Source organism: Thermococcus sp. AM4 (assembly GCF_000151205.2).
Classification (GTDB): Archaea; Methanobacteriota_B; Thermococci; order Thermococcales; family Thermococcaceae; genus Thermococcus.
Genome location: NC_016051.1, coordinates 1,478,773 through 1,495,178, shown reverse-complemented (window position 1 = coordinate 1,495,178; position 16,406 = coordinate 1,478,773). Strand labels below are relative to the sequence as shown.

The following is a 16,406-nucleotide window of genomic DNA, read 5'->3' as shown; positions in this document are numbered from 1 at the left end:
TTTCCAGTGCCAAAGCGCTCCTCAAGCTCCGCTTGTGGGTCCTCAGGATTTCCTCAATCTCCTTCAATGTCCTCATGGTTGAGAGTTTGGATTAAGGAGGGATAAAGTTTATGGGAGAAGTCAGCCGCTTGCCTTTTCTCCTGCTCCCTGAAGAGCTCGCGGTAGCGCGGGCAGTTCTCCCCTGGCTGGCGTTAGGGTTTTATACTTAGGCGAGAACAAGAAGTGAGGGAGCTTTATGGGAGTGACCAAGAGCGAGATCGTGGTTGAAGTTCCTAAGGGAATGAGCGTTAGCGAGATTCGGAAGATTGTGAGGGAGATTGTCCTCAGGTACCTTCGAGAGAAGGGTGCGAGTGAGGAGGAGCTGAAAAAGGTGAGGGTTAGAGTGGAGGTGCTTGAGAAGTGAGGGTCCGGGTCAAGGTGTATGGTGGCTCGATTCCGGAGCGGGTTCTTGTGAGGGAGTTAAAGCGTGCGCTTGAGATTAAGAAGACGGCGAGCGAGTTGTATGAACTTCTATCGGAGGAGGAGCTCGATGAAATCAGAAGGGAGGTCTCAAAGAGGAGGGTCTCGTTCAGGGACTTCGGGGATATTGATTGATACGAGTGTTCTGATTGACCTCTACAAGGCCAAAAAGCTCGAAGAATACGCAGGCTCAGCAATCTCGATAGTTACGCTCTTTGAGTTCGTTAGAGGAATTCCAAGTGAAAGAAAGAGAGTAGCAGTTCTGAAGAGATTGGAGAAGCTGTTCAAGGTTGAACCCTTGGACAACGTGATAATCCTCTCTGCCTCGAAGATATACAGGTACCTAAAGGGAAAAGGGAAGCTAATCGATGATGCGGACATAATCATTGGCGCCACTGCGATAGCTAAAGGCTATACAGTGTGGACCACGAACACTGACCATTTTGAGAGAATGCGTGACTTTGGGGTGAAATTGTACAAACCCCGGAAAAGGTGATGGCTTGGGTGTTTACCTCGAGACGCGGGGGATAGATTTCAAAAGAGAGACTCAACCTTAAGAGAAGTGCCAAAACTCCCAAAGTTCTAAATTACTGGTTCTATCCCAAACTCCTCCGTCAGCTCATAGAACAGCTCGTCCTCGCCGAGCTCCTCGCGGAGATTTTCGAAGTTCTTCGTCAGCCTCGGAAGCCTGCCCTTCGAGCGTCTCAGCATCGAGTTGCCGATTTCGAGGGCGAAGCGAAGGTACTCGTCGCCGGCCATTATCTTCCCGTCCCTGCCGAGCGGAGCGGTTAGATACTCGGTGGCGTTTATCTCGACGAGGTAGCGGCTGGAGATTACCTTGAAGGTCGTGTACTTGAAACCGCTGGCGAGGCCCAACTCGTGGAGCCTCTTTGCTTTCTCAAAGTCTTCAGCGACAACGTGGAAAATCGGGGGCTGGCTCTTGAGGAATATCAAGCCCTCTCTGGCCTTTTCAAGGGCCTTCTTTGCCTCGGGAAACGTCATCTCGCGGTGAACCTTAATCAGCCACCTGCTCAGGGGTTTTGCTCCTAAAGCTGGCTCCTCGATGATTCCTATCCTTCCGGAGCACGAGCTCGTTGTGTAGATTCCCCTGATGGAGTTGATGAGCAGGAGGAGATCAATTATGTCCTCATCAACTTTCCCCTCTCTCATCGCCGTGAAGAGACTGACGAGCGCTTCTCGCTTCGCCTTCATTCACCTGCCCCCTGTGAGGTTTTCAATGACCCTTTAATCGCGTCTGATCCCCAATATTGGGTTAATACCGGGTCAGATACCTTCTCTCGCGGCATCTGACGAAAACTTTATAAATCTAACCCGAAAGCTTAAGCTGGACGTGGCCGGGGTGGTGTAGCCTGGTCAGCACAGGGGACTGTGGATCCCCTAGCCCGGGTTCAAATCCCGGCCCCGGCCCCAGAACAGGAACTTTTCTGTGAAGATGCCATTAAAGTATGAATCCTCAAAAGGTTTTGAAGCTCTCTGCAATAGATAATAAAATGGTTCCGTTTAGTATTTTCATGATCCCCCCAGCATCTTCTCCAGCTCCTTAACGGGCCTGAGCTCTGAAACGAGCACGTGGAACGTCTTCTCGTTAATGGCGCTCTTTTCGAGGTTGATTATCACTATCCCCCTGTGCAGGGAAGCCAGGTCCTTGAGCTTCGTCACGAACTTGAGGATCGCCTCGTCCCCGTTTTCGAGCATCAGGTACTCAAGGCAGTCGATGTAAACGACCTTGTCGGTCTCCGTTGATTTCAGGAAGTTGAGTATGCGGTCCAGGAGGTAGGGCAGTCTCCTCGGATCGACTGCGTCATCGTGGCTGACCTTGGAGATCCACACGACCGGAACGAGCTTCAGGCCGAGTTTGGAGCGGAAAACCTCTGGCGGGTCCCTGCTCAGGACGATCGCTGGCAGGTGGAGGCTTTTGACGAGCTTGACGAAGGCCTTTGAAGCCTCGCCCCCGCTGCCCCAGTAGGCCCCGTAGATCGAAGGGTTCAGGGGTTCCGTAACTATCGGTACTATCGTGTACTCGTTGCGGGAGAAGGGCAGGTACACCATTATGGAGGAGACGAAGAGGAGGAGCGCCCCGAGGGTGAGGATAACTGACCTTACATCCGCGACAACTTCATTCTCCCAGAATACGTCCGTTCTCATGAGCACACCCATAAGTTCGGCGAGGGCGACTAAGATAAAAGAGGCCACGAGAACGTTGAAGCTTCGGACGAAGTACCTGCTTCCGAGGTTCCTCTTCGTGTTCTTGCCTATCGAGAGGAGCAGAAAGACTATTCCAAGGGAGAGCAGGAGGACGATCATGTCCCTCACGAAGTAGCCGAGGGAGCAGATCCTGACCATGGTTGCAGATTAAGCGGTCCAATTTTTAACGGTTTCGTGGGTTTTTTAAGGAGTTGGAGGATTTATCCATGGTGATGCACGTGACATGGAAGGAAAGGCTCGGACTGGTGCACATCTACACCGGAAACGGAAAGGGTAAAACAACCGCGGCGTTCGGTCTGGCCGTTAGGATGCTCGGCTCAGGTGGGAAGGTTGCGATAGTCCAGTTCATGAAGGCGCCAAAGGCCTACGGCGAGCAGAAGAAGATTGAGGAGTGTGGAGCCCTGATAGAGTCCTTCGGCCTGCCGAAGTTCGTCCACGGGAAGCCGAGCGAAGAGGACATCGAAGCCGCAAAGAGGGCCCTCGCGAGGGCGAGGGAGCTGGCCTCGAGCGGGGAGTGGGATCTTGTTATTCTCGACGAGGTCTGCGTTGCGCTGGGCTTCAACATGCTCGATACCGAGGAAGTCCGGGAGCTGATAAAGAGCAAAGCCCCCCACACCGAGCTCGTTTTAACGGGCCGCTACTGTCCTGAGGAGCTGTTCGAGCTGGCCGACTACGTGACGGAGATGAGGGAAATAAAGCACCCCTACCAGAGGGGCGTAATAGCGAGGAGGGGCGTGGAGTACTGACTCCTCACCTTTTTATCGTCGTAACCCCCGGTATGTGGAGCCTGAGCTCTATCTTCCTCATTATCCCTATTATCAGGGTGGCGAAGACGAGGTAAATTCCCGCGACGACGAGGTATATCTGGGCGTAGAGGAACGTCTGGGAGGCTGCAACGCTCGCCTGGTACATGAGCTCCGGAACGGCCAGGAGCATCGCCAGTGAGGAGTACTTGAGCAGGTAGACCATCTCGTTCGTCCAGCTCGGGAGCATTATCCTGAAGGCCTGGGGAAAGATCACGTGCCTTATTATTCCCCACTTGGTCATCCCCAGCGAGAGGGCCGCCTCAACCTGCCCGTATTCGACGGAGTTGAAGGCGCCCCTGATGTACTCCGCCTGGTAGGCGGCGCTGTTGATTACCATCCCCAGAGCCGCCGCAAGGGTCGGGTTCATGACGAAGTGGGGGAAGTAGTTCCTTATCACCAGCGGGAGCCCGAAGCCTATGATGTAGAGCTGGAGGAGCATTGGAGTTCCCCTTATGAGCTCTATGTAGGCTGTCGAGAGCGCCTTTGAGAGTTTCCCCCCGTAGGTTCTTGCGACCGCCAAGAGAAACCCGAGGGCAAAGCCGCCTATGAATCCCACGACGGTGAGCTCCAGCGTGACGACGAGTCCGTGGAGGAGATACCGCGCTATCGTTTCCCAGACCATCAGCCTCCCCCCACGGAGAGGTCGGCTATTCTCCTCAGGAACTCCCGGGTTTCCTTCTTCTTCGGGTTGTAGAGGATCTCCTCCGGCTTGCCGCTCTCCCAGATGACGCCGTCGTAGAAGAAGAGCACCTCGTCGGCGGCGTTGAGGGCGAAGCCTATTTCGTGCGTAACCACGAGCATCGTGACCTTTTTCCTCGCGAGCTCGCGCATGACGTCGAGAACCTCCCCCGCCAGCTGCGGATCCAGGGCCGAGGTCGGCTCGTCGAAGAGTATTATCTCCGGCTCCATGGCCAGCGCCCTCGCTATGGCAACGCGCTGCTGCTGGCCGCCGCTGAGCTGGGCGGGGTACTTGTGGAAGGCATCTTCCTCGAGGTGGACCATTTTTAGGGCCTCGATGGCCTTCTTCTCGGCTTCCTCGTCGCTCATTCCCTTGACCACCTTGAGGCCGATCTTGACGTTCTCAAGGGCCGTGAGGTGCTTGAAGAGGTTGAAGTGCTGGAAGACGAAGCCTATCCTCGCCCTGATCTTCCTTATGTCCACGTTCCTGTCCAGTATGTTGGTTCCGTTGAATATTATCTCCCCCTCGTCGGGCTCGATGAGCCTGTTTATGCACCTGAGGAGCGTGCTCTTCCCGGCCCCGCTGGGCCCGATGATCACCTTCGTCTCTCCCCTCTCAACCTCGAAGGAGATGCCCTTCAGAACGGGCTTTTCGCCGAACCTTTTCGTAAGGTTCCTAATTACAAGAACCCTGTCAGAGTCTGACATCCATTGCCCCTCCCGTTCCCTTTATTCCGTACTTCTTCCCCATCCAGTTCGCGAAGTAAGTTAGCGGCAGAACCATCGCGAGGTAGAACAGGGCCGCCAGGCCGTAGTACCTGAAGGGCTCGGCCGTTACCGAGACGAGGTAAGTTGCCTGCCTCGTGAGCTCGACTATGCCCAAAGCCAGCGCTATCGACGTGTCCTTCAGGACTATGACGTACTCGTTCATCCACGCCGGGATCGACATCCTCAGCGCCTGCGGGAGAACGATGTGCCTTATTATCTGCCACTGGCTCATGCCGAGTGAAACCGCCGCCTCGATCTGTCCCTCATCGACGGCCTGTATTCCGCTCCGGAATATCTGGGACTGATACGCTGAGGAGCGTATTCCCAGCCCGACAACGGCCGCCAGAAACGGTGAGAGGCCGAGACCTATCAGCATCGGCATCGAGTAGAAGATCACGAAGTATATCGCGAGGAGGGGAATGCCCCTCAGCGTGCCCTCGTAGACCATCGCGATCCGCCTCAGGGTTTTGCCGCCGTAGGTTTCCATGAGCGCAACGGGGAGGCCTATGAGAAGGCCGAGGGCTATTGAAAGCACGGAGAGGATTATCGTCGTTTTTGCACCGTCGATGAGCATTCTCAGGGCGATGCCTAACGGAACGCTGGTGGAGGTTATCAAACCCTGCACCTCCAAAAATGGAGAAGAGATCAGCTTCCGAAGTACTTCTCAACGAGCTTGTTCCACTCGGGGGAGTTCATGATATCCTGGAGGGCCTTGTTTATCTTGTCGAGGAGCTCCTTGTTGCCCTTCTTGACGGCTATTCCATAGTGCTCGTTCGTGTTTATCGTGTAGACGACCTTGACGTCGTACTTGTTGGTGAACATGTTGGCAACGGGCGAGTCTATGACGAGAACGTCAACCTGGCCGTTCAGGAGGGCCTGCAGTGCTGCAACATAGCTGTTGTACTCCTTGAGCGTGACCTGGTCGCCGAGGTGGTCCTTTATGTAGATTGCACCCGTGGTTCCCTTCTCGACGCCGATTACCTTACCCTTCAGATCGTCGAGGGAGTTGATCGCTATGTCCGAGTCCTTCCTCACGACCACGGCCTGGTCCGCCTTCCAGTAGGGGATGCTGAAATCAACGACCTGCTTGCGCTTCTCCGTTATCGTCATTCCGGCTATGACCACGTCAACCTTTCCTGTCTGGAGGGCCGGGATCAGGGAATCGAAGTCCATGTCCTTTATCTCAACTTTGTCATAGCCGGCCTTCTTGGCCACCATCTTTATCAGGTCTATGTCGAAGCCCGTTATGTTCCCGGTCTGCGGATCCTTGTATTCAAAGGGCGGGAAGTCGGCGCTGGTTCCAACGATCAAAACCTTCTCCTTCGAGCCGCCGCCGATGCAGCCGCTGGAGGCAACCGCGGCAGCGAGCATTAAAACCAAAAGACCACCGATAATTTTCCCGTTCATGGCTGATACCACCGATTGGCTTTTAGGTGTCGTTGCGTTTATATTGTTTTTGGTCCATCCTAAGTTTTACAAAATCAAAAAAGCTTTGAAGGCCAACGGAATATCACTCGACCGAAAAGCTTTTTAGTTAGGAAAGCTTAAGATAAGCCGAGGAGATTTTAGTAACAATTTTTTAGGATAATCGGAAGGGGGTGATGGAATGAGCGAGCTGATTCAGCAGATCGTGCAGGTTCTCAAGGAGCAGGTCGTCCAGGACACCGTCGTTCCAAGGAACATCAGGAGAGCTGCCGAACAGGCGATAGAGGTTCTCCTCGACGAGAGCAAGGAGCCGGCCGTCAGGGCGGCCGACGCCATAGCCATTCTCGAGGAGATTAGCGAGGACCCGAACATGCCCATGCACACGAGGACCATAATCTGGGAGGTCCTCGGAGCACTCGAGCAGGTTAAGTGAGCCTTTGATTTTTCCGCTCATTTCCTGCTCAGGTACCAGAGCCTGGTGCTCTCCTCAACCAGCTCCGCCTTGTAGAAAGCTTCCCTCAGGCTTTTTCCAACGGTAACGATTCCGTGCTTCGCCATCAGAACCGCGTCCGCACCCTTCAAAGCTTCCGCCGTTACTTCCGCAAGTTCTTCCGTCCCAGCGGGTCTGAAGGGCGCTATCGGAATTCTCCCGAGGTAGATTTCCGCCTCGGGCGTTATTATCGGCAGTTCGCCTTCGAGTAGTGTCGAGGCGACTATCGAGTACGGCGGGTGGAGGTGGGCTATTGCCCTAACGTCCGGCCTCGCCCTGTAAACGGCCAGATGGAGCCGGTATTCGGAGGAGGGCCTAACGCCGGAGAGCTGGTTTCCTTTCAGGTCTATCACCGCCACCTGCTCCTCGGTCATCTCATCCATCACCGCTCCGGTCGCCTTGATGAACACCAAATTCCCGACGCGGACGCTCAGGTTTCCGCCGAAAGCGGCCGTCAAACCCCGCTCGTGGGCCTTTTTGGAGTAGATGACAAGCTGGCGTTTTGCTATTCGGGTCATGAGAATCACCTCAAGAAAAGTGTACCTCAACGGCCTCCCTTATGTTTTCCATGAGTTCATCGAGGGTCTTTCCCTGGGTGAAGATGTCATCGTCTATGCCCTTGGCGCACCAGTACTCACCGTCGAAATATACCTCGAACTTGACTATCATGCTCCCACCGTCTGTTCTTTGTTGGCAAGGGTACTTAATCTTTGACTTTAACCCCGTAACCGCAGTCCAGACAGAGGGCCTTTTTACCGCGCCACGCGAGCTCTCCGCCACAGAGGGGGCACGTGTCGAGGTCTCCTGCATCTTTCCAGCGCTCGAAGGTTTCTCTGTCGATGACGAGGTAAACCCCGTCCTTTTCCTCCTCGAAGTCGCCTAAAACGGGGGTGCTCTCGAGCTCGCCGGTTTCGAGGTTCACTATCACGGGCTCGAGGCCGATGTTGCCCTTGTACTCCAAGTCGTTCGCGGGCAGTATCTCAAGGATCAGCGAGTTGAGCTTTCTGTCGTGGTACGCTATGACCTCGAGCGCGTCGCTTACCTCTCCGCTCGCGGGGATCACATCAACGACCAGGCTCTCCCTCGGGAAGAGGATCGCCACAACGTCCCTGCTCCTGAAGAGCGCCATTCCTTTTCCGGTGTAGAGCTCTTCAAGGCCGAGCTCCTTCAGGAATCCCCTGACCTCGTCTCCGCTCGGGAGACGCTTTTCCGTGACCATGACGTTCATCATCCTCTTCGCGAGCGGGACCGCAACTGTTACCGGCTCCATCATCTCCTCCACCGCTGGAATTCGGAGGGAAAAATTTATAAACCTGCCCCGGGGATAAAGGATCGGGCTGTCTGTAGGGTCCCGCGGTAGCCTAGCCTGGGAGTGGCGGCGGACTGTAGATCCGCAGGTCCCCGGTTCAAATCCGGGCCGCGGGACCACCAGAATTCTCGGTGTTCTCTATGGGAAAGATCTCAAGGGCTCTGCGGCTTTTATCATGGGTTCTGGTGCTTCTTCTCCTCGGGGTTACCCTTGACGTTTCCCTGAACGACGGCGCCATAACCAGGAAGTACCTGCCCCACTCGGTTCTTGAGGAGCTTGAGGGGCTTAGGGACCAAGTTGCGTCCCGCGCCGAGGACTACCTCATAACCGAGGCCTTTGAGCGCTACCTCAACGATCCCCACGAGCTCTCCGTGCTCAGGAACCTCTCCTCCGGGCTCAGGGGAAAGGACGTGGTTTCCTCTGCCTGGAACGTTCTCCTCTGGGAGGACGGGCACCTCAGCTACGACCACAACAGGACCGAGCCGACTTTCATACCGCCTTCCCAGTTCATCTCCCGTGGAAAGGGGATATGCGGTGATTACGCTCTACTCACCGCGGGTCTTCTCCTCGTTATGAACTACTCCCCGGTTTACGTTCTCTCGATAGAGTTCAACGACTCGGAAGTCGGTCATCTGACCGCCGCCATAGCGGTCAGGGGCAGATACCTCGTCGCTGACCAGCACCCGCCCCTGATGGATCTGGCTTCGTACTACCGTCACTGGGCTCTTTACGTTGATGATCCCGCCCACATCTCCCGCGCTACCGTGTACGTTCTCTTCTGGAAAGGGGGCAGGGTCGTGATGAGGCGCTACCGCGAGCTCTCCTGGAGGGATTTCCTCGCCCAGGACTACAACATGAGCGAGAGGGACCTCGAATCCATGTCTGAGGAGCTTTTAAGGTCCTTTGAGGCGAGGTACGACATTGCCCCGGATCCCGGGCTCCCTCGCGTAGCTGAGGAGGGCGTATCCGAGCGCTATCACTGGATATCCATGTGGCAGGGCCTGTTCCCCGGCTACGCCGACTACTACCTCCCGGTTACTGAGGAAGAGATGGTCGATTACATGCTCGATCAGATGGAGGCCCAGGGGGAGTTGGGAGACAAACTTCGCGAGTCCCGCGCCTTCTGGCTGGAACTGTCGCGGAGCGGGGCAAACCTCACCCTGACCGTTTACCTGGCCGGGTAGCGTTGATGCTTTTCCAATTTCCCGGAGAAATTCCCACATCGATGGATTCTTATTGGATTTTATTGGGAAATTGAAATTTTCACCTGCACATTTCCTCTTTTTCTAAATTTAGGGTTGTATATTCTCTGAGATAGAAGCCCCAACGATTAGAAAGACATTTAAACTTTAAGTTCCAATTTTTATACCGGTGGGTGTTATGGAGTTAGAGTTACTAAAAAAACTTGTATCAATCCCCTCCCGTTTCGGGGAGGAAGATAAAATTTCAAACTTCATCGGCTCGTTTCTTGAGGAAAACGGACTTCCAGTGGAGTATCAGGAGGTCGAGGGTTTTGGAAGCAACGTAATATCGCGGATCAAGGGAAAGAGGCTCACCGTTGTTCTCAACGGCCACATGGATACCGTCGGCCTCGGCTCCGGCTGGACGAGAAATCCCTGGGGTGAACTCGATGGCGATCGCTTTTACGGCCTCGGAAGCGCCGACATGAAGGGAGGCCTCGCCGCGCTCATGGCCGCTTTCGTCGAGGCCTCGTACCTTCCCAGGAGGAAAAGGCCCAGTGTAATATTCACCGCGGTTGTCGATGAGGAGGGCTACTCCCGCGGCACCTGGAGGCTCATCGAGGAGGGTAAGGTCAAGGACGCCAACCTCGTTCTCATAGCAGAACCCACCGGGGAGAACCTGATGCTCGGGGCGAGGGGCAGGTACGTGATCCGTCTGAAGGTTCGGGGCAAGAAGGCCCACGCAGCCCGGCCCGAGAACGGAATAAACGCGATAGAGGAGATGTCCAAGCTCCTCGCGTTCCTGCCGAGGATAAAGACGAAGAAGCACGTTCGCCTGGGTGCGGGTTCGTACTGCACCCTCTACGCCCACGGCGAGGCGGATGGCCTGAGCGTCCCGGAGGAGGCCGAGGCGATAATCGACAGGCACGTCGTGATAGGCGAGGACTGGGAGAGGGTCGTTGGGGAGCTCAGGAAAGCCGCCGAAAGGGTGAAGATGAGGGGTGAGCTTGAAATCGAGAAGTTCCCGCGCCCAACTCCGGAGATGCTGCCGTACCTCGTTCGCGAGAACAACAGGTTCGTCTCAACGATGTCGCGGATTCATTCGATCCTGTGGGACAGAACCCCCGAGAAGATCTACGGAAAGAGCGTCGGCGATTTCAACTACTTTGGCACTTACCTCGGCGTCCCCACGATAGTCTTTGGCCCGATCGGCGGCAACTGGCACGGGGCCGATGAGTGGGTGAGCGTTTCCTCCGTCGAGCGCATCAAAGAGACCTACCTCGAATTCCTCAGGGTGCTTGGCAGCGGTAAGAGGCTCGCAGAACTCGTGGAGATGAAGGGCCGCGCTCCCCTCGCTTAGGATTTTTGTTTTGTCTCCTCATCAGACAGGGTAGAGGATGAGGAAACCCACAAAACAAAAATCGGAGGTTTAAGGACTCCATTCCCGGATCACTCGCAGTTTCTTTGCATCTGGTTTCACCTTGTTTTGTAATAGCATACTGGGCCATCAGTAGTGTTCCTAAGCAGGTCCTTTTGTGCGTGACAAATTTGTTCAGGGCTAACCTTCCATATCACATCCAACACTATCCTGTTCTGGATTACATGGAACCGTAATACATCAAATTCTGGCGTTTTGAGATTTTCCAATTTAATGGATGTGTTGTTGAGTGTTTTTTGGAGAAACAACCCTGTGAAACTTGGCCTCTCTTCGGCTGTGTGGCTTTTGTGTTCTAAAATCATCCCCGGATAAAACGCTCTGATAATCCGCTCAGATCCATTTTTCAAAAGCGTAACCCAGATAAATCCACGGCTGGTGTTTGCACTATCAATGTGTCCTGGAAGAAGTAGGCCTCTAACACCTCTTGTCCATGAAACTATCGATGAACCCTCATCTCCTGCTCCAATACGTATTCCTTTACCTGACAGTGACCCAATAATCTCAAAGTACTCCGCGTTAGGGTCAATTACATTGGAAATCCTTGAATATGTTATCTCCCTTATTTCTTTCTTCATTGTATTTCCAGCCGAGGGTTTTGAAGAGAAGTGCTTTTTCGTGAGGTTTGTATTGCTTGAGCTGGTCTAAGTTTAAGGCTAATGGAGTGTAGTTTACTAAAGCCTTCACGCTTTCTACCTTTCTCTTCTTCAGCCAGAAGGGGGAAGATTGCTCAACCGTGTAGAGCTTGAGCGTGTTGATTTTTGGGTTGTAGGTGGCGAACTGCCAGAAATGAGCATCATGGTAGACTGCAATGAGCTTTTCATCCCCTGGAATTCCCGCTAACTTGTAAGCTCCCTCCGCTGAGGAGAGCTGATGATAAGTGTAAGCATTGTAGGCGAAGAAGGAAAGGAGGATTAAAAAGAAACTAAACACAGCCAGACCTCTCATTTCATGCTCCTCCAGTTATTTTGTGGTCTTTAGTCGTTAGGGATAGCGGAAGGGTACCCATCCTCCACTCCGGCATCTGACGTGAACAGACAACCGGGAGTATCCTCTATCCTCCCATTCTACCTGTGGGTAGATTTTGTATTGGTAGTATCTTCCGGATTGTGTGAACCATGCTATTCCGGCGTATTTGCCGCTTAGTGTGGCCTCCCAGCGCCATGGTTTTGGTTCAATCTTAAAAGCCTGCAAACGCTCAACAGCACTTGACAAGTTCTCCAAACTCCAGGGAGGGTAATCATAGCTATCCCTATAATGCCTTTGCTTGAATTCAAAAGTAATGTTGAGTGGAAAGTGTATTTTGATAACGTCCTTAGTTTTGTTGAAAGGCTGTACTGTGATGGTTACTCCCCTGCTTGCGTTGTCCCCTGCTGGGAGGATCAGCAATCCTGGGTATCCTGAAAGACCAAAGATTCTTCCAGCATCGCCAGAGGAGCCTATTATGTTTCCTGTTGATAGTTCGCTGGCGCCGAGGATTTCAACCTGCCAGTAACTTTCGTTTGCTTTCAACACTTCCGAAAGTCTTGGCTGGATCTCCCCAATTTCTTCGTTCTTGTAAATTCTATCCTTGTAGAGGAGTATTCTGCAGTTGTTGCAGTTTGTGAAGTTTTTGAGTTTTTCCTGGCTTGTTGCTAGGATTGAATAATTGAATGGGGTCTTGCAGGAGATTTTGTCTTCCGTTGTTCTCGGCCAGATTTTCAAGAGTTTGGAAATTTTGAAAGTGTAAATGCTGAGTGTTCGGTCGTTTGGATTGTAAAATGCGAATTGATACTCTCTGTCCCCGTTTTGTGAGGAGTAATAAGCCGCTATCAGCTGGGAGTTTTCTCTAACCTCTTCTGGAATCTTCCGGTAGAGACTATTCATGGTCTCGTGTGGCTGGTTAAAGTAAGAGTAAGCAAAGAGCAATAGAAAACTCACAAAAAGAAAACCCAAGATGGCGAGGAGTTTCCTCATCCCCAGCATCACCTTTTGTATTTATACCCAGTCTTGGTCTGGTGAGCAGTGGCCTGCCCCTCTCGCCCATGTTTTCACCGTGCCGTTTTTCAGGACTATCACTTGGATTATCGTGAAACACCACTTCTCCTTTATTGCTTTTGGCGCCGTCTGATTGAAGATTTCCTGAGCGTGAGGATTAACGTAAATCCCCGTAGCATTCACGAGAGTGCCCTCGACAGCCGAGCAATGTTCCGCCTCCACTTTCTTCAAAAGCCCTAAGTACTCCTTCCCCTGGAAGACTGGCAGGTTCAGCGCTTTTATTAGTGCACTTGCATTCCCGTGCGGGTAGATAACTCTTACTAAATCGCGCGTTTCATTGTACGGCTCAACCACTAACCAAGTGCCCTCGCAAAGCGGATCAGTAGAACTCGTTACTGTAAAAACACCACCAACAATGCTCGTGTTCTTCAGGGTTAACCAATGATAGACTCCTCCGCGGATGGTTTTGATTAGTTTGAAGGTTCTGTTGTCGAGAATCCTGCTGAGTTTTACGCATACTTTCCTGAACTCACTGTAACCCCTTGCCGGATGGTCTATCAGTTTTCCTTCTCTGGGCAGGTATACTATCTCCCTGAATCCCTCCTCGTACTTTGGTAGGTTTTGGACTTGATTAATTGGTACCGTCAGGTTTGTGTAGTTGAGGATTGTTTCGGCTTCTTCTTTGCTCTCTTCGTCTGGCGTTATTGTAAGCTTCACGAGTTTTCCGTTTGGGTTGTAAAGGTAGAATTCCCACTTTGGCCTCCACGGGTTGAGTATTGAGCCTCTATCCAGCTCAAAGTAGACTCCAAGGAGAGTGTAATTCTGGGCTTCATAGGTTTTTAGGTAGTGCTCGTAAACGAATTTTGGGTTTTTCAACTCCTCGTTTCTCGTGTGCTTGGTGTATGCTAACCCTCCAAGCAGGAGAAAGACGAAAAGAAAAACAAACAAAGCCTTAACCCTCATCCCCAAGTCACCTCCATGAAGTAGCCGACGCCAGTGTAGGGGCCGGTTTTTGGAATGTAGTTGTCTATGTCTTTGATTTCCACTTTAATGTTGTTGGCTATTCTTTCGCCAAATCCAACCCAAGTTCCTTTCTTATCTGGATCTTCCACCCAAATCGTGCCGTTCCATAGTGTTAAGACCTTGTAAAGGGTGTTCCATCCGGGTTCATGTCTGACAGAGTTCGAATATTCCCTGTAATTTGAGGTGTTACCCCACTGGTCTGTCATGTGTTCTTCCCAGTTTTTGAACCTCTCCTTTAGCTTGTTTTCGAACCTCTCATAATCAGCAGGCCAGCTCAGCTCGCTGTATCTATGGGCATTGTTCATTACTGAATAGGGAGGCACGTTGTTAGTGTAGAACCACCATGCATCGCTCCTGAATATGAGTTTGTTGGGGTCAAAGAGGTCGTAGGTGTAGTAATTTCTGCCCTTCCAGTCCATGTATTCATCGCCGAGTATGAACACGTAGTGACCGAGTTCGTGGGCGAGAGCTTTTCCGTAATCCACTGAGCCTATCTTTACCTTATCCCTGCCAAGCTTTGAAAGTACGCATGGCTCAATGTACTCAGGAGTTAAACCATATCTTAATGTGCACTCTGTGATATACTCTTTTAGGTGCTCCATATTCCTCAGGAGTGACGCGAACTCCCGCGGCATCTCTATAGCTACATTAAGCCTGAACTTTTCTGGTATTCCCATATCCCTGTGTATCCAGTATCCTCCTACCGAAAATGTTTGGGGGCAGATTTTCTTATTCCACACTCCCACTATGCAACTTCCATTGTGTATCTGTATGTCGGCCTTATCCCAGTTCTTCTTGTCGTCCCAGATTGTGACCCTCGCAATCATCGCGTAGCCGTCCGTGTAATCATAAATGAAGTCGCTCGCCTTCCTGATGCTGTAAACCAGTTTTTCCTTATCCTCATCGCTCATCTTCCACTCAACGGAAACAGTCAGCTCGATTCCAAGAATGTCCCTCTTCGCAGGATCCTTACCAATCAAAACCTCGACCGCGTTCGGAACACCGTCACCATCGTAGTCGCCGTCCCTGTCAAGCTGGGTGTCGAATTTGGGGTTGAAGGCCGGACTCAGGCCCATTCCGAGGAGCTCGTTGTTGAGTTCGATCTCGCGGTAGAAGGGGATGAAGTCCCTGTCGTTGGTGGTCACTACGAACCACAGTTCGCCGTCGAGTTCCGAGGAGTACGTGATGACATCGCCCAGTCCGGGATCGATGAGGTCGCCTTCTAGCGGAATTATCTCCACCTCTCCCTTCAGCGGCTCCTCGGGAATGGTGTTCTCGGCCTTAACGCTTTCATTGGCTGGGATTCCTTTGGTCAGGGGAACGTCCGGGTTGACGGGTAGCTTTATCGGTTCTTTCACGGGAGCATTTGCCTTGTAGGTGTTTATGAGCGTCACGTTTACAACGCTGCCGTTCTCAAGCCTTACCGTGGCTATCTTCACCTCCCCCGGATTGAGTATCGAGCGCGTTCCGCGCCCGTCCGTTATCCGTATCTCCTTAACCCCCTTAACCGTTGTGATGTTGAGGATCTTGCCTTTGATGCCCTTCTTCTCCAGAATGCCCTCGTATTTGGTGTAGACCTTGATGTCCTTGTCCGGCTCTTTTGGGCCGACGTTGCAGGAGCCGTCGCCGCAGCCGCTCAGGTGGCCGTAACCGAAGTACTTCTCCGCGTCCCCCGGATAATCGTCGCCGCTCCAGGTCCCGTTCCTGAGGTCGTAGACGATCGTCGCGATCGTCCCCTTTCCGGGGCTTACATCGATGTCCCTTACCGTTGACTTAAGCCCGCTGTTGTCGATGGTGTATAAGTGGAACCTTATCGGACCGCTCGCCTCGTCGTCCGGCACATCGACGGTGAGTTTGGCTATGGAATAGCTCTCGAGGTAGTCCCTCAGCGTGAAGCCCTCGGGGTCGCCCAGATCGCTCCCGACGAGGGGCTTTTTCTCCACGTCGTTTTTGTTCAGCGAGAGGTCGAAGACCTTTTTCACACCGTTCACGTTGATCTCGAGCTTTAGGGGACCGCTGAGGTCATCGAGGGCCTTTGCTCTGAGAACGTAGACCGTTACCTCAACGTTCTTGAAGGGATCAACGTCCCGTGAGTCCAGAACACCGTCTTTGTCCATGTCCGGGTTGTTGGGATCCGTTCCGTACTGCTCCTCGACGTAGTCTGTCCAGCCGTCGCAGTCCGAATCATCTGGAACGGTCACTATCTCTGTTTTTGTTGAGGAAGATCCCATACTGCTGAACTCCGCCCTCAGAACGTAGAGTCCCGGCCTTTCCACCCTCACGGTGAAGTCCACGCTTAGCGATTCACTCGGCTGAACCTCAACGAACTCCGAGCCCACGAGCTCGTTGTCAAGGTACAGCTTCACGGTTCCCATTCCGGTTAAATGACCCGAGTTGTAGAGCTCGACTGTTACTGGTTTGGGATTTCCAGGGCATATCCGTTCGTGCTTGAGCGAAACTATGGTGACGCTGGGCTGGGGAATGCTCTCGGGCTGGGGAGCCGGCTGGTAGGCTCCCGTTACCAGAGTGCTTCCCAACAAAATGGCAATTATGAGAAGTGTTCTTGCGATCCCACTTTTCATTGGATCACCTCCACATAGATAGAATAACAAGAAAAGTTCGTTTTTTA

General features: G+C 52.8%; 21 protein-coding genes and 2 tRNA genes. 9 read left to right on the top strand and 14 right to left on the bottom strand.

What is annotated here, in order from left to right:
- The first annotated feature begins 235 nt into the window (after positions 1 to 235).
- Genes TAM4_RS11810 through TAM4_RS08260 form a run of 3 tightly spaced genes read left to right on the top strand, consistent with a single transcriptional unit; the run spans position 236 to position 955 of the window.
- Positions 236 to 403, top strand: coding sequence for a hypothetical protein (locus TAM4_RS11810; RefSeq protein ID WP_193386075.1), 168 nt, complete (start codon positions 236 to 238; stop codon positions 401 to 403).
- Entirely contained in the window at positions 400 to 594 is a 195-nt protein-coding gene (locus TAM4_RS08265) for a hypothetical protein (RefSeq protein ID WP_014122786.1), read from the top strand. Before TAM4_RS11810 ends, TAM4_RS08265 begins: the two co-directional genes overlap by 4 nt.
- A complete protein-coding gene (locus tag TAM4_RS08260) occupies positions 530 to 955 on the top strand; it encodes a type II toxin-antitoxin system VapC family toxin (RefSeq protein ID WP_237702074.1) in 426 nt (141 codons plus the stop codon). The genes TAM4_RS08265 and TAM4_RS08260 overlap by 65 nt, the downstream gene beginning before the upstream one ends.
- 86 nt (positions 956 to 1,041) lie before the next feature.
- Here TAM4_RS08260 and TAM4_RS08255 read toward each other — a convergent pair whose 3' ends face one another.
- Positions 1,042 to 1,671: a hypothetical protein gene (locus tag TAM4_RS08255; protein ID WP_014122784.1), complete on the bottom strand. Its 630-nt coding sequence runs from the start codon at positions 1,669 to 1,671 to the stop codon at positions 1,042 to 1,044.
- Positions 1,672 to 1,813: 142 nt separating this feature from the next.
- On the opposite strand from TAM4_RS08255, the gene TAM4_RS08250 reads away from it, so the two are divergent.
- Positions 1,814 to 1,890: transfer RNA gene (locus tag TAM4_RS08250), tRNA-His, on the top strand.
- 99 nt (positions 1,891 to 1,989) lie between these two features.
- Here TAM4_RS08250 and TAM4_RS08245 read toward each other — a convergent pair.
- On the bottom strand, positions 1,990 to 2,823 hold the full coding sequence (locus TAM4_RS08245) for a DUF835 domain-containing protein (protein ID WP_014122783.1): 834 nt from the start codon (positions 2,821 to 2,823) through the stop codon (positions 1,990 to 1,992).
- An 80-nt stretch (positions 2,824 to 2,903) separates the two neighbouring features.
- On the opposite strand from TAM4_RS08245, the gene cobO reads away from it, so the two are divergent.
- Entirely contained in the window at positions 2,904 to 3,431 is a 528-nt protein-coding gene (cobO, locus tag TAM4_RS08240; RefSeq protein WP_014122782.1) for a cob(I)yrinic acid a,c-diamide adenosyltransferase, read from the top strand.
- 4 nt (positions 3,432 to 3,435) lie between these two features.
- On the opposite strand, the gene TAM4_RS08235 is transcribed toward cobO, so the two are convergent.
- Genes TAM4_RS08235 through TAM4_RS08220 form a run of 4 tightly spaced genes read right to left on the bottom strand, consistent with a single transcriptional unit; the run spans position 3,436 to position 6,344 of the window.
- Positions 3,436 to 4,113 (bottom strand): amino acid ABC transporter permease, encoded by a 678-nt coding sequence (locus tag TAM4_RS08235; protein WP_014122781.1) that lies wholly within the window; start codon positions 4,111 to 4,113, stop codon positions 3,436 to 3,438.
- Positions 4,113 to 4,877, bottom strand: a complete 765-nt coding sequence (locus TAM4_RS08230; protein WP_014122780.1) for an amino acid ABC transporter ATP-binding protein — start codon at positions 4,875 to 4,877, stop codon at positions 4,113 to 4,115. Before TAM4_RS08230 ends, TAM4_RS08235 begins: the two co-directional genes overlap by 1 nt.
- The gene (locus tag TAM4_RS08225) at positions 4,864 to 5,562 is read right to left on the bottom strand and encodes an amino acid ABC transporter permease (protein WP_237702073.1); all 699 of its coding nucleotides are present in this window, start codon (positions 5,560 to 5,562) and stop codon (positions 4,864 to 4,866) included. The genes TAM4_RS08230 and TAM4_RS08225 overlap by 14 nt, the downstream gene beginning before the upstream one ends.
- A gap of 20 nt (positions 5,563 to 5,582) precedes the next feature.
- Positions 5,583 to 6,344, bottom strand: coding sequence for a basic amino acid ABC transporter substrate-binding protein (locus TAM4_RS08220; RefSeq protein WP_014122778.1), 762 nt, complete (start codon positions 6,342 to 6,344; stop codon positions 5,583 to 5,585).
- A 199-nt stretch (positions 6,345 to 6,543) separates the two neighbouring features.
- On the opposite strand from TAM4_RS08220, the gene TAM4_RS08215 reads away from it, so the two are divergent.
- Positions 6,544 to 6,795, top strand: coding sequence for a UPF0147 family protein (locus TAM4_RS08215; RefSeq protein ID WP_014122777.1), 252 nt, complete (start codon positions 6,544 to 6,546; stop codon positions 6,793 to 6,795).
- Between the two features lie 17 nt (positions 6,796 to 6,812).
- Here the strand turns inward: TAM4_RS08215 and TAM4_RS08210 are convergent, their stop codons facing one another.
- From TAM4_RS08210 to TAM4_RS08205, 3 genes are read right to left on the bottom strand one after another with little or no spacing between them, the layout of a single operon-like run.
- Complete coding sequence (locus TAM4_RS08210; RefSeq protein WP_014122776.1) at positions 6,813 to 7,370, bottom strand: aldolase; 558 nt, start codon at positions 7,368 to 7,370, stop codon at positions 6,813 to 6,815.
- A gap of 10 nt (positions 7,371 to 7,380) precedes the next feature.
- On the bottom strand, positions 7,381 to 7,521 hold the full coding sequence (locus TAM4_RS11805; RefSeq protein ID WP_014122775.1) for a type II toxin-antitoxin system HicB family antitoxin: 141 nt from the start codon (positions 7,519 to 7,521) through the stop codon (positions 7,381 to 7,383).
- A 34-nt stretch (positions 7,522 to 7,555) separates the two neighbouring features.
- A complete protein-coding gene (locus tag TAM4_RS08205; RefSeq protein ID WP_014122774.1) occupies positions 7,556 to 8,125 on the bottom strand; it encodes a hypothetical protein in 570 nt (189 codons plus the stop codon).
- 77 nt (positions 8,126 to 8,202) lie between these two features.
- On the opposite strand from TAM4_RS08205, the gene TAM4_RS08200 reads away from it, so the two are divergent.
- The 3 genes from TAM4_RS08200 (at position 8,203) to TAM4_RS08190 (ending at position 10,702) form a co-directional block, all read left to right on the top strand.
- Positions 8,203 to 8,280: transfer RNA gene (locus TAM4_RS08200), tRNA-Tyr, on the top strand.
- A gap of 21 nt (positions 8,281 to 8,301) precedes the next feature.
- Positions 8,302 to 9,345, top strand: a complete 1,044-nt coding sequence (locus TAM4_RS08195; protein ID WP_014122773.1) for a transglutaminase-like domain-containing protein — start codon at positions 8,302 to 8,304, stop codon at positions 9,343 to 9,345.
- A 196-nt stretch (positions 9,346 to 9,541) separates the two neighbouring features.
- Complete coding sequence (locus tag TAM4_RS08190) at positions 9,542 to 10,702, top strand: M20 family metallopeptidase (protein WP_014122772.1); 1,161 nt, start codon at positions 9,542 to 9,544, stop codon at positions 10,700 to 10,702.
- Between the two features lie 116 nt (positions 10,703 to 10,818).
- Here the strand turns inward: TAM4_RS08190 and TAM4_RS11685 are convergent, their stop codons facing one another.
- The 5 genes from TAM4_RS11685 to TAM4_RS08170 are packed head-to-tail and all read right to left on the bottom strand — an operon-like array spanning position 10,819 to position 16,359.
- Complete coding sequence (locus TAM4_RS11685; RefSeq protein WP_148258665.1) at positions 10,819 to 11,355, bottom strand: hypothetical protein; 537 nt, start codon at positions 11,353 to 11,355, stop codon at positions 10,819 to 10,821.
- Positions 11,303 to 11,725, bottom strand: coding sequence for a hypothetical protein (locus TAM4_RS08185; protein ID WP_014122771.1), 423 nt, complete (start codon positions 11,723 to 11,725; stop codon positions 11,303 to 11,305). Before TAM4_RS08185 ends, TAM4_RS11685 begins: the two co-directional genes overlap by 53 nt.
- Positions 11,726 to 11,761: 36 nt before the next feature.
- Positions 11,762 to 12,742 (bottom strand): hypothetical protein, encoded by a 981-nt coding sequence (locus TAM4_RS08180; protein ID WP_371136991.1) that lies wholly within the window; start codon positions 12,740 to 12,742, stop codon positions 11,762 to 11,764.
- Positions 12,743 to 12,754: 12 nt separating this feature from the next.
- Positions 12,755 to 13,717, bottom strand: a complete 963-nt coding sequence (locus TAM4_RS08175; RefSeq protein WP_014122769.1) for a hypothetical protein — start codon at positions 13,715 to 13,717, stop codon at positions 12,755 to 12,757.
- Entirely contained in the window at positions 13,714 to 16,359 is a 2,646-nt protein-coding gene (locus TAM4_RS08170; RefSeq protein ID WP_052306405.1) for a hypothetical protein, read from the bottom strand. Before TAM4_RS08170 ends, TAM4_RS08175 begins: the two co-directional genes overlap by 4 nt.
- Between the last annotated feature and the right edge of the window lie 47 nt (positions 16,360 to 16,406).

Excerpts from the sequence above, each read along its gene's own strand:
- TAM4_RS11810 (WP_193386075.1), top strand. The coding sequence starts at position 236 with ATGGGAGTGACCAAGAGCGAGATCGTGGTTGAAGTTCCTAAGGGAATG.
- TAM4_RS08260 (WP_237702074.1), top strand. The coding sequence starts at position 530 with ATGAAATCAGAAGGGAGGTCTCAAAGAGGAGGGTCTCGTTCAGGGACT.
- TAM4_RS08255 (WP_014122784.1), bottom strand. The coding sequence starts at position 1,671 with ATGAAGGCGAAGCGAGAAGCGCTCGTCAGTCTCTTCACGGCGATGAGA.
- TAM4_RS08245 (WP_014122783.1), bottom strand. The coding sequence starts at position 2,823 with ATGGTCAGGATCTGCTCCCTCGGCTACTTCGTGAGGGACATGATCGTC.
- TAM4_RS08235 (WP_014122781.1), bottom strand. The coding sequence starts at position 4,113 with ATGGTCTGGGAAACGATAGCGCGGTATCTCCTCCACGGACTCGTCGTC.
- TAM4_RS08230 (WP_014122780.1), bottom strand. The coding sequence starts at position 4,877 with ATGTCAGACTCTGACAGGGTTCTTGTAATTAGGAACCTTACGAAAAGG.
- TAM4_RS08220 (WP_014122778.1), bottom strand. The coding sequence starts at position 6,344 with ATGAACGGGAAAATTATCGGTGGTCTTTTGGTTTTAATGCTCGCTGCC.
- TAM4_RS08215 (WP_014122777.1), top strand. The coding sequence starts at position 6,544 with ATGAGCGAGCTGATTCAGCAGATCGTGCAGGTTCTCAAGGAGCAGGTC.
- TAM4_RS08210 (WP_014122776.1), bottom strand. The coding sequence starts at position 7,370 with ATGACCCGAATAGCAAAACGCCAGCTTGTCATCTACTCCAAAAAGGCC.
- TAM4_RS11805 (WP_014122775.1), bottom strand. The coding sequence starts at position 7,521 with ATGATAGTCAAGTTCGAGGTATATTTCGACGGTGAGTACTGGTGCGCC.
- TAM4_RS08205 (WP_014122774.1), bottom strand. The coding sequence starts at position 8,125 with ATGATGGAGCCGGTAACAGTTGCGGTCCCGCTCGCGAAGAGGATGATG.
- TAM4_RS08195 (WP_014122773.1), top strand. The coding sequence starts at position 8,302 with ATGGGAAAGATCTCAAGGGCTCTGCGGCTTTTATCATGGGTTCTGGTG.
- TAM4_RS08190 (WP_014122772.1), top strand. The coding sequence starts at position 9,542 with ATGGAGTTAGAGTTACTAAAAAAACTTGTATCAATCCCCTCCCGTTTC.
- TAM4_RS11685 (WP_148258665.1), bottom strand. The coding sequence starts at position 11,355 with ATGAAGAAAGAAATAAGGGAGATAACATATTCAAGGATTTCCAATGTA.
- TAM4_RS08185 (WP_014122771.1), bottom strand. The coding sequence starts at position 11,725 with ATGAGAGGTCTGGCTGTGTTTAGTTTCTTTTTAATCCTCCTTTCCTTC.
- TAM4_RS08180 (WP_371136991.1), bottom strand. The coding sequence starts at position 12,742 with ATGCTGGGGATGAGGAAACTCCTCGCCATCTTGGGTTTTCTTTTTGTG.
- TAM4_RS08175 (WP_014122769.1), bottom strand. The coding sequence starts at position 13,717 with ATGAGGGTTAAGGCTTTGTTTGTTTTTCTTTTCGTCTTTCTCCTGCTT.
- TAM4_RS08170 (WP_052306405.1), bottom strand. The coding sequence starts at position 16,359 with ATGAAAAGTGGGATCGCAAGAACACTTCTCATAATTGCCATTTTGTTG.